The organism is Shewanella sp. (genome assembly GCF_047975355.1).
GTDB lineage: Bacteria > Pseudomonadota > Gammaproteobacteria > Enterobacterales > Shewanellaceae > Shewanella.
On sequence record NZ_JBKEDJ010000095.1, the window covers coordinates 1 to 15,672 of the forward strand.

Sequence of the window (15,672 nt, forward strand, 5' to 3'; positions counted from 1 at the left end):
AATGCCAAGGTGAGCGACAAATACAACACCTCCAGCACAAACACGTGCACTAGGGGCTCCATTTGTAAACTCAGGCCAAAGGTGTCGGCGGCAAACAACGTCAAACCGATTTGCAGCAATAAACCTAAGGTTCGCAGCAGCGCCACTTGGTCAGCGGCGTGTAAATTTGTACCTAAAATCTTAACCATGGAGATTCCTTAAACGACAGCCTACCGCCGCCAGTACTGCGCTGGATTGGCTAAGCGCCTGAGTTAGCCCTGTCTTAAACGCTAACTCAGAGTAGATCCCCAAGGCGGCTAAACGCCCACAACTTAAGGTGCAATCTTGCGGCCTTTTGGCGCTATCCATAGGGGTTTGCTCAGGAAGTAAATGCGCGCTATCAATCCCCAGCAGTTCACCTAAGCTGAGCAGCATTTGATACTTAGTCATGGTTTGCGAGGCGCTAAAATGGTAAATCCCAGACACCTTCGCACCGTCAGCCTGCCGCTGGATGAGCTTAGCGATGGCATTAGCAATATCTGCCGTCGATGTTGGCGCGCGAATGGCCCAATGATCGGCCCGCTGCGGCCTGCTATCTAGCAATTGGTTGATCAGTACCAATACCGCAGACTCGCTCAGTTGAGTCACTTCGCCGTAGAGGATTGGTAAACGTAACACCGCAAAACCGTTGTCGGTGTTCAGTACGCAGGTTTCGCCCTGCAATTTAGACTCGCCATAAAAGTTGACCGGATTGGGCGCAGCATCTTCGGCATAGGGTGGCGTTGTGCCATCAAACACATAGTCGGTGGAAATATAGAGCAGCCAAGCTTGATGGGTTTTGGCGGCCTCGGCTAAGGTTTGGCTGGCGCTGAGATTCAGCGCTAAGGCATGCTCAGGCGAGCGCTCGGATACATCGGGGCGACGCTCGGCGGCGCAGTGCACTATCACCTCGGGCTGCTCACGGGCAATAAAGGCTTTGACCTCGGCGGCTTGGGTTAAATCGAGCCGATGAATCCCCGCCTCGGCGCGGCTAAAACCTGTGGCAATCACCCTATGACCCACGGCGGTTAACTGTTTGACGACCGCCCTGCCGAGTAATCCGGTTGCGCCCGTTACCATAATGTTTGCCATATTGCCCCGCGATCCTTAGCCATTCATTTGGCTCATAATTCTAAAAGCTTTTCATATTCAACGCACTTGTTTACTCTTATTTGCCTGTGCTCAACTGCATCGAGTTTGTACCACTTAACCCGATTAACGACCAAAAGGCTGAATTTGACTCAAGCACTTCCCCTCATTCTTGCAGGCCCCATGCTACGCCACTGCGACGCCTCACACTTTACCCTCTGGTTTGTGAGCCGCGAGCCGTTAAGCGAATTACTGCTTACCTTAGGGGAACAGAGTTATTCGTTAACAGAGGAAGAAGTGCACTGTGTGCCGCTCGGTCAGCATGCCTTTCAGTATTTACTTCGCCTGTCGCGCGCCGAGCTGCTTACGCCCCAAACGGTTATCCAATATCGCGTCTCGGCTAAGGGAATTGATGACCTATTTAATCATGTCGAAGCGTTGAGTTATGGCGATGCTAACTCGCCCCATCTTTACTTTAGCCAAGCACTGACACAGGTATGGCATGGCTCATGCCGCAATCCCCATCACCACAGCGAGGATGCTTTAGTCGCCGCCGACACCAGACTCGCCCAGTTAATCGATAAAGGCACTATCGAACGCCCTGCACTACTGATGCTCAGCGGCGATCAGGTCTATGTGGATGATGTGGCAGGCCCTATGCTATGCGCCATAGGTCAAGTGATTGAAAAACTGGGTTTGCACCATGAAGCCTTTCACGGCGCCAATATTGCGGGAAGCGAGGCCATAAGTTACCAGCCCGAGCATTTATATTTACGCCATAAGAATCTGCTGCCACGCACCGAATATCCCGCCAAAACCGCGCTCTGGCGCTGGTATATCAATCATCCGATTTTTACCTCATCGATTGCCGAAAACCATTTAGTCAGTCTCAATGAGATGATTGCCCTATATCTGCTGACTTGGTCGCCCGAATTATGGGAGTTTATCGACTTGCCCAAGGAGGTTGAGGGACTCTCGGCGGCGAATCAGCTACGTTGGCAGCGCGAATGGCAAAATCTATTGGCCTTTAAGGCGGGGCTTAAACAGGTTAGGCGCCTGATGGCGCATATTCCCACGTATATGATGTTTGATGACCATGATATCACCGACGATTGGAACCTCACCGCCAAGTGGGAGCAGGCGGCCTACGGCCATGCCTTTTCGAAGCGCATTATTGGTAATGCTTTGATTGCCTATACCTTATTCCAAGGTTTAGGTAACGCACCGAGCCAGTTTGATGCCGAGGTACGGCCGTTATTAGATGGTTTTTTCGCCCGCCCAGCGCCAGACACTCAAGATGACTTAATCGATCAGTTACTCAAATTCGAGCAATGGCATTACACCTTAGACACTTCGCCTAAGCTGGTCGTGTTAGATACCCGCACCCGCCGCTGGCGCAGTGAATCCAATCTTGCCAAACCCTCAGGCTTAATGGATTGGGAAGCCTTGATGGACTTACAACAGGCGCTACTCGGTCAATCCAAGGTGATTATCGTCTCCCCCGCCCCTATGTTTGGGGTCAAAGTGATTGAAACCGTGCAACGCATGGCGACACTCATGGGCGGCTCACTGCTGGTCGATGCAGAGAACTGGATGGCACATCCTGGCGCCGCCAATGCCTTGCTGAGCATCTTTATGCACCGCAAGACCCCAGAACAATTTGTGATCCTCTCGGGGGATGTGCACTACTCCTTCGCCTATGACATCAGCATTCGCTTTCGCCGTAGCAGCCCGAATATTTATCAAATTACCTGTAGCGGAATTAAAAACCAGTTCCCCGAGAAGCTACTGCCGCTTTTCGACAAACTCAATGGTTGGCTTTATGGCCACTTCTCGCCGCTCAACTTGTTCACTAAACGCAAGCGAATGTCGCTGCGCGGTAGACGCCCAAATGGCGAGCGCAGCAAGCGTTTAGTCAACCGCAGTGGAATAGGGATTTTAGCGTTAGCGGAGGATGGTGAACCAACAAAAATCACTGTTTTACATGGGGATATGACTGAGACTCAGTTCGAACCACCGAGGCAGGAATAGTTTAATATGGGTTGCGTTTTACCGCATCAGAAGGGGTTGTGCTATCACTCACTTCAGCAGGCTTAGCGGCCGCTTCTTGGTTAGGCAAGTTCTGTTTAAATAGCTGGGACTCGGAGCGTTTCGGCGGCGCAGTGTCATCTAACATTTGGTCCCAAACGCCCTGTTGTAACGATACATCGGTTTGATTGTCCGCGTCCTGCGTGACCTCAGCACTCGGTTTCTTCGGCTCGATCACCGCGCTGGCTTTACGGATTTCCGTCGTCAGCTCATGCACATAGGGATACTTAGTCCAGCCGCCAAAATACATGGCGCCCAGCAAGACCGCGGTACAGAGTAAAATGGAAACGATTGCAGATTTGGTCATCTTACCCTCCTTATTGGCCGATAAAACGCAGCACTGAAACTTTAGTTGGGCAATATGATAACCGCAGAAGTTCACCATTCACCAGTTTAAGGTCAAAGGTGATGCCCATCGATGAGTATTAAAATTTGTACACCCGTTAACAGCCTACGCCGCTCTCATGTTATTGAGAGCGGTATTGTCTCAAGTTATTAGCCTCGGATAGCGGGCTACCAAAGATAATCAAAACTCACTTCAACCGGCACACCTTCAATCGACGTTGGCAAAGCTGTTTCCGGCTTCAAGGTGATTTTTAATACGGGCTTTTCTCCATCAAACGGGCCCGACAATTGCTTAGGCAAGCGCCCAACTAACTCGGTTGGCTCCGAAATCTCACCCCGTAGCCGAGTGCCATTGGGTAACTTAATGGTCGCCTTTTGACCTATGGCGGTATATTCCATGTACTTAGGTTCAAGATAAGCAAAGATCACCGCAGCCTCACGACCCGCGAGTAAGACTAAGGGTCTGTCTTCGACTATATGCTCACCCGCTTGCACTAACACATCGACTACCCGAGTCGGGTTGAGCGCCTTGATATCTAATTGTGATTCCAGAGCTTTTAATCGGGCAAGCTGAAGCTCGACATTATATTTTGATTGGGCGATTGGCCCCGCGAGCAACTCGGTTTTCTGCGCTTGGCGCGCCTGCATTAAATCAACTTTAGCCTGTTCGAGCGCCATTTTTGAAGCCGTATGTGCCTGCAACACTGCCGCCATATCCGCCGTGGGGACAACCCCTTTTCGTTGGTAACGCTCAAAACTGTCGAGCAAACCATTCTGCCGGGTGACACCTTCAGCCGCTACATCAATACGCTGCTGTAATTGCGTGAGTATTTCGGCATTAAGGCTGAGATTATCCTGCTCTAGTTGAGCCAACTGTTTCTCTAACTCGTGGATTTGTGCATCTAACTGCGCATCGACTAAGGTCAGAATATGTGTTCCACTGGTAAGCACATCGCCCCGTTTTACCATGATAGCGGCGACATCTCCCGCACTGGGAGCGCGCACTTCTAAGGGTTCGGTCGTCACTATGCCAGTGGCCAAAATAAACAAATGGGGCCGCAGTAATATCCAGCCGACCACAGCAACCGGCATAATGACCAAGGCTAATAACAAGTACCAACGCCCCTTAAAGCCACCCCGTTTAGCTGCGGCATATTTTACTCCTATGCCCTTGTCATCCGTTGGACGCTGCGCTTTGTCACTCGGTTGATAATTTACTTTCATTAAAACTTTCTCCCACGTTTCAATACCCACCATGGCGCCATTGAGCTTTCTTCATGGGAGCGGCGAAAAACTTCGTTCAAGAGTGCGAAGAGACACACTAAGCGCATAAACAACGCATAAAACGGATATAAAGGTAACCAAATGGCTAAACGTAAGTCCTGGGACAGCCGCTCCGAAATCGCCAATAACACCATCAGGTAGAAGAACACCAAGATGGCAAAATAGAAGCCGTAAATCGTGAGCGCAATTGAGGTAATAAACTGCCACGGGTAACTCAGCACTATCCCGATGGAATAAAAAACGATGACAAAGGGCATCAACACGTTCTGCAAGAAGCCATAGAGCAAGGTAAAGATAAAGGTTCCAGTGCCTAACAGCTTGGGCGTGAAGGCTGGCCAGTGTTTGCGAAAATACAGGAATAGCAAATCCCCATCCCAACGCAGGCGCTGTAACACTAAGGTTTTGAGATCGGCCGGTGCATCGGTGTGGCCAATGGCCAAGGTCGCGAACGGAATATGCCAATCGGGATAACGCTTAAAGTACTGCTTTATCCTCACGGTTAAATCTAAATCTTCGGCGGTATGGGTATCCCAGCCGCCAATTTGAATTAAAAACTTCCGTCTAAAGGCGCCAAAAGCCCCGGAGATATTGTTCAGCAGATTCCATTGACCAAGCCCAGTTTTGCCGCCCTGCATGGAGATAAGATACTCAATCGACTGCATGCGCGTCAGTATAGACTCATTCACATTACGCACCCTTAATGCGCCGCCAACAGCAGGCACATTGGGATCTTCAAAATAGGGCACAATTTGCGACACCATATCGTTATCGAAGGAGGTATCCGCATCGGCATTGATGACAATCTCCCCCGTAGCAACCGATAGGCCAGCATTCAGGGTCGACACTCGGCCACCCCGCTGCCACTTAGGCAACACGACCACCCTACGATTGGGCACTTGGCAAGCCTTGGCCGCCGCCATCGCAACTTGATAGGTCAAGGCGTTTTGCACGGCGCCATCGACAACGGCGATGATCTCAATCTCACCGTCGTAAACCTGTTCGATAAAGGAGTCGATTGTCGATTTGACGGCTTCACCCTCGGCATAACAAGTAATCACGCAGGACACTTTAGGTTTATAAAGCGACTGCCGAGGTACCTGTACGAAGTTGGTGTAGTAAAACCGCATAATGCCAGTGAGCACCAACAACATCAGTGGCGCCTCATACAACAGAATGAGCGGTACTAACCAAGCGAAAAAGCTTAAGTGTTCAGCTAATTGGTGCCAAATATCGAGCACTATATAGCTGATGGTGTTGAATTCACTCATATAGGCTTAGCTTTAACTAATTGATCTGTTAGCCACTCACCCACATTTTCACCAATGTCCGCAGGCAAGGTCAGGGCTTTCACACTCAGTTCAATTTTCGATGCCGATTGCAGCTCTTTGAGATCGAACAACTTGTTGTAAATACTCTTTAGCTGGCTCATCTCCGTCATGGGCAACAACATCAGCAAACCGTCGCGGGTGTAGTTGCTGCAAGCATCGGTCACCCGGATCACGCTACGCAGACGCTCTTGCAAGGCATCAAGCTGGGCAAAACCCTTGGCCTCGCCCTCTATTGCTAAAAACTCATCTACGTTCAACATTTGAACCGACAAAATGGAATGGGTTTGGTGGTGACGTTTCGCCAATTTATTCTGCCAATCCAGCAACCAATAGAACTGGGCACTGGTCATTTGCTCGCCCGGCTCCAAGGCAAACCAAGATTGTGAGCGCCCCTGGCGCACCAAGGCCCGCCCTGGGATAGCCAGTTTAAAGCTGTAGACATTCCTCACATGCAAATCGTCCAGTTTACTACTGAGCTGACAATGCAAACATTTCGCCTCGACAACCGCATCAACGAACAAGGTTTGGCAGCTATTACAATGTTGATTCTCTATCGGACGGTCGTAATCTACCCCAATATGACGCAAATTCTGCAAACAGTTTGGGCAACTCAGCGTGTTCAACTTGCGAAATGATGCCTGAGCGCCAACATGCCCACAGTTAAAGCAGTGCAAACTGCTCTGTTGTTCGGTATCTATGCTGTGACATTGAGGGCAAACATCGATGTAATTAAGATGCCCAGAATGGCATCCAGGACAAAAACGTAATCGATTAGATAATTCAGCCTTTTCAATCAACTGAGATTTTTGTAAGTCGCCCAACCAAGCAAAACTTTCCTCTGGATTAATACCAAAACACCGTAACAATGGATAATCATAGAGATAGTCTTTTTCTGGTACGGAATGCGGTTCTAATATGGCATCCTGATGACACCATAAATAGGTCAGTAACTTATAACGGGGGTCATCCTGATAATCTAATTTAATTTGTTGTTTCTTAAGTTGATATATTTTATAGCCTTCATCATATCCCGCATCCCACAATCCATTGGCTAAATAGGGCGATAACGCGCTCTCATGGCATACCAATATATGGCTTAAGAAAGTGGCGTCATTTTTCCTAAGTGCACGTAAGCACTTATCTTGTTCTTCCGCTTGTAATGATAATACAATTAGCTCTGCTGAACGTCCCTGCTCTAATAATGCTTCGACAGAATTAAATTCTTCAAACTGTGGATACCATGAGAGTTCACGATATGAGCCAATCCAAACAAAATCAACAAAATAACAGTTACTTGTAACACTCGTAGAATGTATAGATGTCATATAACAACCTTGTACAGATATAAATAATCTGTCTCGTAGATATAAACATCCGTGTATAACCAATAAGAGGTAGTTCCTGCCTTAATATATATTTCCAATACTGAGTATAGATGAGACAGGAACAATTAAAACAGCAGCAACAATATAATGGACACTTTCGCAAAATGTGCGTTCAGCATACTTATAGTGACGCAAAGCATTTATAAAAGGTAACGAATATAAACATATAAGCCCAATAAAACAACCTAATCTCTTGCGATGAAAAATTCAGAAAACTGTTTAGCAACAGATATGCTGCATTCATCATTTTTTTAAACACAAATGTTCGAATTGAATATCATGCTTGTTTCCAGTGGCAGGATCGACAAAACGTAATCTCTGCGCCAAGAGTTGCAACGGCTTAGTAAAATCATCAGGGCCTTTAGGTAATAACGTCGGATAAAAGCGATCATTAAACAATGGCATACCAAGGCTTTGCATATGGACGCGAAGTTGGTGCGTCTTACCCGTAATAGGACTTAACTCGAATAAACCAAACTCCCCATGAATTGCCACTAAGCTAATTTCAGAGTGAGTATTCGCTTCACCTTCAACTATCTTCATGGTGAAACTGGGTTCACTGCGTTGCATGCGATTTTTGACCGTCCAATGCAGTGGCAAGGTTAATTCGCCACAGGCATATTGCGCCATAATCTCTGGGGTGAGTTTGGCAATCGCTTGATAATCTTTACGGATCGCATCATCGATAAACAATTGGTGATAAATATGCCGCGTCTCTGGACGAGTCGTCATAAGGATCACGCCTGCGGTCTCCCGGTCTAACCTATGGGCAGGAGCGATAGTGTCTATCCCAGTACTTAAACGTAATCTGTGCACTAGGCATTCATTCACATAATCGCCGCTCGGGGTGACGGGTAAAAAATGCGGTTTGTAGGCCAAGATAAGATTGTCATCTTGAAACAAAATCGGCGACGCGAAGGGGACTTGGGCTTCGACGGGGACTTCACGGTAGTAGTAAGCCCTCGCCGTCGGCCGATAGGCTGTATCTAATCCAATTAAGCTACCGTCTTGCCAATGCACTTTGCCATCGAGGATCCGCTGGCGCCAAACCGCTTCGCCAATATGGGCATAATGCTCGATCAAAAAAGAAAATACGGTTGGTTTATCAACCACTTCTAAGGGGAGCACTACAAAAGAAGGTTGGGCGGCACGGGCGGTTTGAGTCATAAAAACAACTAGCGGCGATAATGAGCCGCTATTTTAGCCTCTGTGTGGTTTTTCAGTCCACATGGGACTTGATGAGTTGCAGGACAAAATCCATGGTTTTATGGCAGTCTGGTTGATTCACCAGCACCAGCTTATCGCGGTTATACATGGGCAACACTTCTAACCAACGTTGGCTCACCCAAGCCGCATCCTCTAAATGCACTTGGGAATACAGCTCCAGCAAGTCAGGATTCACCTCGTAGAATTGCTCTAGGGCGGCACTGATCAGTTCGAACTCCCCTTCTATCGGCTCTTCCTGCCAATTTTGGCAAGGCAAAGTGCGGGACATCCACAGCTTATCTTTCGTCTGTGCCGCCGAGAGAATACTGACTCTCTGACGCCCCTCTAACACTATGCTGAGGGAATCATCATCTAGTTGATTAAAATCGATGATGTCACACTGAGTCGCGGTGGGATAACAGGGCGGAGTGCCATTAGGCTTCATCGCCGCAAAGGCCAAATCGTATTTGCCTTTTAAGACATCCGCGACCATGCGCAATTGACCCGGGTCGACCACGCGGACCTCAATCCTTCCCTGTGGCAGCAACAAGGCATCGCGCATAATTAACGCCATTTCTCGTGTTTGCATAGCAACCTCCTGCCCACTCATAGAAGGAAACGCTCAAAAACTAGCCGAATCCCCTTATTAATTTTAGAGTGTAGCAGGAGAAATAATTTCCTTCCTAAAGTCGCTGACAGCAAAAAAGAATTTAGGCGTGCTTGTCTATCACACCTTACAGCGGCGCTAAGTGTGCGGCCACATTTCCTTTTGCACACACCTCGGCAAATTCGTCGGCAAGGCGCTCACTCAAAGCCACAGAGTGGCGCCAATACTGCATCCGCTGCACCGTATCCAATTGCTTAAAGTCTTCACGGTCGGGCACCTTACCAAAGGGGAGCGAAGCTACAAATTCCGCCGAAGGCGCCAGTACCAAGGCGTTATGGTAATTGGTGCGTGCACGGCGCCAGGTTAAGGATTTATCGAACCATCCAGGGCTCATATAGGGATAAAAATGTGGGTACAAGGTCAGCCCCGTGGCATGGGATAAGGGCAAATCGAAGTGGTAGTCGGTGATGCCACCATCATAGTATTGCCCTGTGGCAACGCCCTCAATCTGAGACACGGGTGCGAGCACGAGTGGAATCGACCCCGTTGCTAACATCACTGAGTTCATATTGGTTTCGGTGAGCTGCGCCTGCTGGCTGGGTAAATCCGCAAGTTGTCTAAAGGGCGATGCTGCCACTTGCTGACTAAAGACCACTCGCTCGAAATGCCAACCCAAGGTTTTGCGGCTAATGAGGTTGGTCGCGGCCGTCATCGCTAGCCCTGCAGCCAAGGGCAATTTATGGCTAAGACGATTGATATGTTTAGCTCGGCATGCAATTAAGTGACTGTGAATAAAGGGATGATTCACTATCTCGCGCCCGCCCGTCTCGCCGAGAATGCCTTGGACTATGCCCTTCACCTGCTCGCTCACTTCCTGCGGTGTCGGTATGGTTTCATACCGCTGGCCAATATAGTAATCCTCTAAACGTCCGTAGGCTTGTAGTGGATCCTGCTGCGCCAAACAGGCTAAACGCCATGCTCCCGACGACGCCCCTAAGGTATAAAGCGGTGTCTTGCGCTGCTTAAAAAATTCCGTGAAGAGATACTTATCAAGGCCCGCAATCCCTAACCATTTGGGGCCACCGGATGCGGCCAATAGCTGTGTAAAAGCATCGGGATGCAGACCTTGTTCCCTGATAATGTTAAAGGCCGTAGGACCTGCAAGAAAGCGTAATGCGGGCAAAACTTAACTCCTTAAAGTGCCTCAAACCTGAGGTTTCGTGCCATTAAAACACAGCCGCCAAGCGCGATAAACCTTCAACACATCTAATGGATCTAGATGATTTTATTCACTTAGCCCATCACTTCTCCTATGGCGACATATTCGACTGGCTTTAAAGAATTATCTAGAACAGTAAGCTCTGAGTTAGTACTTTTCTGTCTAGATGTAACAATTGTTACAGTGATAACCTTCACCTTATCGAATTGTTACTTTCGTTGGTTCAATGTTTTCGTTCCAGCCTAAAGGTTACTCCACATTGAGAGGTTTTATGCGTCCAGCCGTTATCGCATTAGCAGTATCTTCAACTTTGGTTTTTCCTGTCGTACACGCAGAAGAGCAAGCCAGCAGCTTTGAGAAAATTGAAGTCGTCGGCTCGCGGATCGCCCTTCGCACCGCAACCGACAGTGTTGCCCCCGTAGATATCATTACCGCGGAGCAACTCGAATCAACGGGCATGACCGAAACCGCTAAGGCGTTGCAATTTGCCGCGCCAAGTTACAGTTTCCCCTTCTCATCGGTAACCGATGGCTCAGATGCGGTGCGCCCTGCCAGCTTACGCGGCTTGTCGCCTGATCACACGCTAGTACTGGTAAACGGTAAACGCCGACATGGTTCGGCGCTGGTGCATTTAAGTGGCACAGTCGGCAAGGGTTCATCTAACGTCGATTTGAACGCGATCCCGATGACATCGATTAAACGCATTGAAATTCTGCGTGACGGCGCCTCAGCACAATACGGCTCAGATGCGATTGCCGGTGTTATCAACGTAGTCTTAAAAGACAACGACCAAGGCGGTAGCGTCTCGGCTCAAGCGGGCCAAACCTATCTGGGTGACGGTGAACAATGGCGCGTTGGTGTGAACCACGGGTTCAGCTTAAATAACGACGGTTTTGTGAATATTGGCGTCGAAGCTCACCATAAAGACAGCACCAACCGCGCTGGCTTAGATCCACGCCAACAATATCCTAAGCTACCAGACGGTTCGGCGGATCCGCGCGAAGCGACTTTCAACCGCAAGAGCCACCAAGTGGGCGACGCCGAATACGATAACTTAGGCTTATTCATCAACGCTGCGCAGCCTTTCTCAAACGATAGCAAACTCTATGCCTTTGGTGGCATTAGCCAGCGTGAAACCAAATCCGGCGCTTTTTATCGCCGCGCGCTCGATGCCCGTAACTTGACCGAGCTTTATCCCGACGGCTTTTTACCGCAGATCAATCCTAAGATCATCGATTCATCATTAGTCCTAGGCTATGAGTTCACCCTCGGTGAATGGAATATCGATACCTCAGCGGGCTATGGCGGTAACTCGTTTGAATACAACATTGTAAACACCCTAAACGCATCACTCGGCCCTGACAGCCCAACGGAATTCGATGCGGGTACTTTGTCCACCAGCGAAGCAAACCTGAACGTCGATGCCTCGCGCTACTATAACTTTGCCAATGACTCAGAGATTTTAGTCGCGACGGGTGTTTCTTGGCGTCAAAACGGTTATCAGATTGAGGCGGGCGAACAAGGCTCTTATATCAATGGCGGTTATGATAACCGTGCAGCGGGTAGCCAAGGCTTTACTGGCTTTACGCCTGAGTCAGAAGTCGATGAAACTCGCGATAATACCGGTGTTTATGTCGAGCTTGAAAACCAGTTAACTACTGAGTTTTATTGGGCGGCGGCGCTGCGTTACGAAAACTATTCTGACTTTGGTGGCAACACCAGTTGGAAGCTCGCGGGCCGTTACGACTTCACCGACCATTTAGCGCTGCGCGGCACAGTGAACACAGGCTTTAGAGCGCCAAGCGTACAACAGTTGTACTTCAGCAATATCTCGACCCTGTTCAACCCTGATCCGACTACAGGCCAGCTAGTGCCAACAGAATCAGGAACCTTCAACACCTTATCGCCAGTGACTAAGGCCTTAGGCATTAACGAGCTCGACCCAGAGCTATCGCAATCCTTCAGCTTAGGCTTGGTGTACACCAATGATACGGGTCTAGCCCTGACCTTGGATGCCTACCAGATTTCAATCGATGACAGGATTATCCTCTCAAGCTCAGTGACGCCAAACGACTCGCCAGCTGTTGCAGCGGCGCTGGCCAATACCAATGCTGAATCGGCGCGCTTCTTTATTAACGCCGTCGATACTCGTACTCGCGGCGTCGATCTAGTGGTGATCCAAGATTTTGATCTCGGCAACTGGGGCGATTTACGCGCTAACTTGGCGTACGCCTATAACAAAACTGAAATCCAAGATATTCATTTCCCTGAAATTTTGGACGGACTCGGCCCTAAACTCTTCGATAATATCGAACAAACCCGCATGACCTCGGCCACGCCGCACAATACGGGTAACCTAGGTCTGACCCATGAATTAGGTGACTTTAAGACTAACATTCGCCTCAGCTACTTCGGCGATTACACTGTGGGTTACTCAACGGGTGATGTGAATTACAGCGACCAATGGGTGATGGATTTATCCGTGCGCTACGCCGCAACCGATGCTTTAAGCTTCACCGCTGGCGTGCAAAACCTGTTTGATGTGTATCCTGAAAAACGCCCAGATGACAATAACTTCAATGGTATTTTCGTCTATCCGTTAACCAATACACCATTTGGATTTAATGGGGGATACTACTTCCTCGAGGCCAAGTACACTTACTAAGCCGCAAACAATGAAAACAGGCCATTTATGGCCTGTTTTTTTATGTCTATCGCTTATGTTCTAACGGCGGTGAACTGATTATAATCTTTACAATTCACTCATTTACTTACGCCATATCGAGTACCCCATGATTGTCGATACCTTAGCTAATCGCCATATTTATCAATCACTCAGCCCACGCATTGCCACGGCATTAGCACATCTTGCCAGCACTGACTTTAGCCAATTGCCCGTTGGCAATTATCCCCTCGATGGCGAGGATATTTTCGTAATAGTCAACGATTACCACACCAAGCCACAATCGACCGAACCCTTTGAAGTACATCAAAAATACATCGATGTGCAGTATGTGGTCAGTGGCGAAGAAGAGTTTGGCTATCTACCATTGGCCGGCCAAACCCCATCAAAACCTTATTTCGAAAAGCACGATTACGCCGAGTTCGATTACGAGTCGAATAAAGCCAACGCCTCCTACATTCAACTAAAGGCGGGTATGTTCGCATTATTTTTCCCCGGCGATATGCATATGCCCGGCACGAGTGATATGCCGACTGCGGTGCGTAAAGTCGTGATAAAAGTGAAGATCTAACAGCTGTGTGAATAATGGCCACTGCCAGCGGTCGGTTTTTAGTGGAATAGCGACTTAAGGGCGCAGTGATATGCGCTTTGGCTATTTCCGAATCGGGCGAAATATTGTTAAAATTGCCACAAATTTAAAGGAGAGTCCCTGAAATGCCTATGTACGTTGTCGGTCACAAGATCCCCGATTCTGATTCAATCTGCGGTGCTATCGCGTTAGCTTATTTAAAAAACCAAATCGGTGAAGAAGCCGTTGCCGCACGTTTAGGTGAGTTATCACCCGAAACCGCTTTCATTCTGGAGCGTTTTGGCTTTGAAGCGCCAGAATACAAAACCAGCTATGCTGGCGAACAGGTCTACATTGTTGACCACTCTGAACTGACTCAAGCACCGGACGATATCGCTCAAGCGACTATCGTTGGTATCGTTGATCACCACAAATTAGGCGATCTGACCACTGATACGCCTTTAGAGTGCTGGATCCGCCCTGTCGGTTGCAGCAACACAGTTATTAAGATGATGTACGACTTCCACCAAGTTGCCATCCCAAAAAATATCGCTGGCATTATGATGTGCGCCATCCTGAGCGACACAGTGATCTTCAAATCACCAACCTGCACTACAGCCGACATTCGCTGCGTTGAGGCCTTAGCCGAAATCGCTGGCGTTGAAGACTTTAAAGCCCTGGGCATGGAAATGTTCAAGGTAAAATCGGCAGTTGAAGGCACGCCAGCTCGCGATCTCGTGATGCGCGACTTTAAAGACTTCAACATGAACGGCAACTTAGTGGGTATCGGTCAGTTAGAAGTGATTGATCTTTCAGTATTTGACAGCATCAAAGCTGAACTTGAAGCCGATATCAAAGCACTGAAGGCTGAGGGCAACCGTCACAGCGTATTGTTACTGCTGACCGACATTATGAAAGAAGGCTCTGAACTGTTAGTGATTTCTGACGATGCCGATCTGGTTAACCGCGCCTACGGTAAAACACCTGTCGATGGCAAAGTGTGGTTAGACGGCGTATTAAGCCGTAAGAAGCAAGTTGTGCCACAACTACAAGCCGCTTTCGCTTAAGCAACCATTTAGTTGTAATACATAAAAAGCCGAACTCAGTTCGGCTTTTTTGTGCTTTCGATTTAGTCACCACCATAAAATCGGCATGAAACTTTGCTCATAAAGCTATCCTAAATTTGGCTACGCCGAGTAATATGGAATGATTCATTCTCGCACTCTGTTTTCATCATGCCAGAAGCCCTACAACACCTAATCACCGAAATGACACCTTGGTTGCAGCAATACGGTTATCTGCTGCTATTCGTGGCCATTGCCGTCGAGGGATTTGGCATTCCTGCACCGGGACAATCCTTACTGATTGTTGCCAGTTTATTGGCCGCCACGGGGCAAATGTCGCAGCCATTAGTCCTCATCGTTGCCTGCGCCGCTGCTCTAAGTGGCAACAGTTTAGGCTATGTTATTGGTCGCCGCTTCGGCGAGGTATTGCTGCGAAAAGGTTGGATAAAGCCGCAGCTAGAAGACAAAATTCACAGTGTAATTGGCCAATATGGCATTGCAGCCTTAGTGCTCAGCCGCTTTGTCGAAGGGCTTAAGCAGTTTATGTTTATTGGCTGCGGCCTAGCCAAGATGCCCTTTAAGCAATTCGTGATGGGTAACCTACTCGCCACCAGCATTTGGGTAACGCTTTTTGGCTTAGGCCCAGTATTAATCCGCGATGAAATCGCCCCAATACTCGCGTTTTATCATCAACATAAGTACCCGACATGGGCAATCGTTAGCCTGCTTTTAGTCCTTTTACTTCATTTTAGCTGGCGTAAATGGCAGGTTAAAAATCAGTAAAAAGT

13 protein-coding genes and 1 pseudogene are annotated in these 15,672 nt (G+C 48.6%); 5 read left to right on the forward strand and 9 right to left on the reverse strand.

Translation table 11 applies throughout. The annotated features are described in order from the left end of the window. Together ACK5NH_RS19850 and ACK5NH_RS19855 are read right to left on the reverse strand one after the other, a co-directional pair. Positions 1–188 (reverse strand): annotated as a pseudogene (locus ACK5NH_RS19850) (sensor histidine kinase); the annotation flags it as partial. After that, a complete protein-coding gene (locus tag ACK5NH_RS19855) occupies positions 181–1,110 on the reverse strand; it encodes a dTDP-4-dehydrorhamnose reductase family protein (RefSeq protein WP_416922862.1) in 930 nt (309 codons plus the stop codon). The pseudogene ACK5NH_RS19850 and the gene ACK5NH_RS19855, both read right to left, overlap by 8 nt. 180 nt (positions 1,111–1,290) lie before the next feature. On the opposite strand from ACK5NH_RS19855, the gene ACK5NH_RS19860 reads away from it, so the two are divergent. Next, on the forward strand, positions 1,291–3,138 hold the full coding sequence (locus tag ACK5NH_RS19860) for an alkaline phosphatase D family protein (protein ID WP_416922913.1): 1,848 nt from the start codon (positions 1,291–1,293) through the stop codon (positions 3,136–3,138). A 1-nt stretch (position 3,139) separates the two neighbouring features. Here ACK5NH_RS19860 and ACK5NH_RS19865 read toward each other — a convergent pair whose 3' ends face one another. From ACK5NH_RS19865 to ACK5NH_RS19895, 7 genes are all read right to left on the reverse strand, one after another. Continuing rightward, entirely contained in the window at positions 3,140–3,502 is a 363-nt protein-coding gene (locus ACK5NH_RS19865; RefSeq protein ID WP_416922864.1) for a hypothetical protein, read from the reverse strand. A 206-nt stretch (positions 3,503–3,708) separates the two neighbouring features. After that, entirely contained in the window at positions 3,709–4,764 is a 1,056-nt protein-coding gene (locus ACK5NH_RS19870) for an HlyD family secretion protein (RefSeq protein ID WP_416922866.1), read from the reverse strand. Next, positions 4,764–6,092, reverse strand: coding sequence for a glycosyltransferase family 2 protein (locus ACK5NH_RS19875; protein WP_416922868.1), 1,329 nt, complete (start codon positions 6,090–6,092; stop codon positions 4,764–4,766). The genes ACK5NH_RS19870 and ACK5NH_RS19875 overlap by 1 nt, the downstream gene beginning before the upstream one ends. Further along, the gene (locus tag ACK5NH_RS19880) at positions 6,089–7,477 is read right to left on the reverse strand and encodes a hypothetical protein (protein WP_416922870.1); all 1,389 of its coding nucleotides are present in this window, start codon (positions 7,475–7,477) and stop codon (positions 6,089–6,091) included. Before ACK5NH_RS19880 ends, ACK5NH_RS19875 begins: the two co-directional genes overlap by 4 nt. A gap of 303 nt (positions 7,478–7,780) precedes the next feature. After that, positions 7,781–8,704 (reverse strand): pseudouridine synthase, encoded by a 924-nt coding sequence (locus ACK5NH_RS19885; protein WP_416922872.1) that lies wholly within the window; start codon positions 8,702–8,704, stop codon positions 7,781–7,783. A gap of 52 nt (positions 8,705–8,756) precedes the next feature. Further along, complete coding sequence (locus tag ACK5NH_RS19890) at positions 8,757–9,332, reverse strand: LON peptidase substrate-binding domain-containing protein (protein ID WP_416922874.1); 576 nt, start codon at positions 9,330–9,332, stop codon at positions 8,757–8,759. A gap of 145 nt (positions 9,333–9,477) precedes the next feature. After that, positions 9,478–10,533: an alpha/beta hydrolase gene (locus tag ACK5NH_RS19895; RefSeq protein ID WP_416922876.1), complete on the reverse strand. Its 1,056-nt coding sequence runs from the start codon at positions 10,531–10,533 to the stop codon at positions 9,478–9,480. Positions 10,534–10,840: 307 nt separating this feature from the next. Here ACK5NH_RS19895 and ACK5NH_RS19900 point away from each other — a divergent pair, with 307 nt between their 5' ends. The 4 genes from ACK5NH_RS19900 (at position 10,841) to ACK5NH_RS19915 (ending at position 15,667) form a co-directional block, all read left to right on the forward strand. Next, entirely contained in the window at positions 10,841–13,234 is a 2,394-nt protein-coding gene (locus ACK5NH_RS19900; protein WP_416922878.1) for a TonB-dependent receptor plug domain-containing protein, read from the forward strand. A gap of 127 nt (positions 13,235–13,361) precedes the next feature. Beyond that, a complete protein-coding gene (locus tag ACK5NH_RS19905; RefSeq protein WP_416922880.1) occupies positions 13,362–13,823 on the forward strand; it encodes a YhcH/YjgK/YiaL family protein in 462 nt (153 codons plus the stop codon). Between the two features lie 143 nt (positions 13,824–13,966). Then, entirely contained in the window at positions 13,967–14,887 is a 921-nt protein-coding gene (locus tag ACK5NH_RS19910; protein ID WP_220050405.1) for a manganese-dependent inorganic pyrophosphatase, read from the forward strand. Positions 14,888–15,055: 168 nt separating this feature from the next. After that, positions 15,056–15,667 carry a DedA family protein gene (locus ACK5NH_RS19915; protein WP_416922882.1) on the forward strand — a complete coding sequence of 204 codons (612 nt, stop codon included), beginning with the start codon at positions 15,056–15,058 and terminating at the stop codon, positions 15,665–15,667. Positions 15,668–15,672: the final 5 nt, after the last annotated feature.

What these genes read in the sequence shown, in the direction of transcription:
- ACK5NH_RS19860 (WP_416922913.1), top strand. Translation starts at nt 1,291, where the DNA reads ATGCTACGCCACTGCGACGCCTCACACTTTACCCTCTGGTTTGTGAGC.
- ACK5NH_RS19915 (WP_416922882.1), top strand. Translation starts at nt 15,056, where the DNA reads ATGCCAGAAGCCCTACAACACCTAATCACCGAAATGACACCTTGGTTG.
- ACK5NH_RS19875 (WP_416922868.1), bottom strand. Translation starts at nt 6,092, where the DNA reads ATGAGTGAATTCAACACCATCAGCTATATAGTGCTCGATATTTGGCAC.
- ACK5NH_RS19885 (WP_416922872.1), bottom strand. Translation starts at nt 8,704, where the DNA reads ATGACTCAAACCGCCCGTGCCGCCCAACCTTCTTTTGTAGTGCTCCCC.
- ACK5NH_RS19855 (WP_416922862.1), bottom strand. Translation starts at nt 1,110, where the DNA reads ATGGCAAACATTATGGTAACGGGCGCAACCGGATTACTCGGCAGGGCG.
- ACK5NH_RS19865 (WP_416922864.1), bottom strand. Translation starts at nt 3,502, where the DNA reads ATGACCAAATCTGCAATCGTTTCCATTTTACTCTGTACCGCGGTCTTG.
- ACK5NH_RS19900 (WP_416922878.1), top strand. Translation starts at nt 10,841, where the DNA reads ATGCGTCCAGCCGTTATCGCATTAGCAGTATCTTCAACTTTGGTTTTT.
- ACK5NH_RS19910 (WP_220050405.1), top strand. Translation starts at nt 13,967, where the DNA reads ATGCCTATGTACGTTGTCGGTCACAAGATCCCCGATTCTGATTCAATC.
- ACK5NH_RS19870 (WP_416922866.1), bottom strand. Translation starts at nt 4,764, where the DNA reads ATGAAAGTAAATTATCAACCGAGTGACAAAGCGCAGCGTCCAACGGAT.
- ACK5NH_RS19905 (WP_416922880.1), top strand. Translation starts at nt 13,362, where the DNA reads ATGATTGTCGATACCTTAGCTAATCGCCATATTTATCAATCACTCAGC.
- ACK5NH_RS19880 (WP_416922870.1), bottom strand. Translation starts at nt 7,477, where the DNA reads ATGACATCTATACATTCTACGAGTGTTACAAGTAACTGTTATTTTGTT.
- ACK5NH_RS19890 (WP_416922874.1), bottom strand. Translation starts at nt 9,332, where the DNA reads ATGCAAACACGAGAAATGGCGTTAATTATGCGCGATGCCTTGTTGCTG.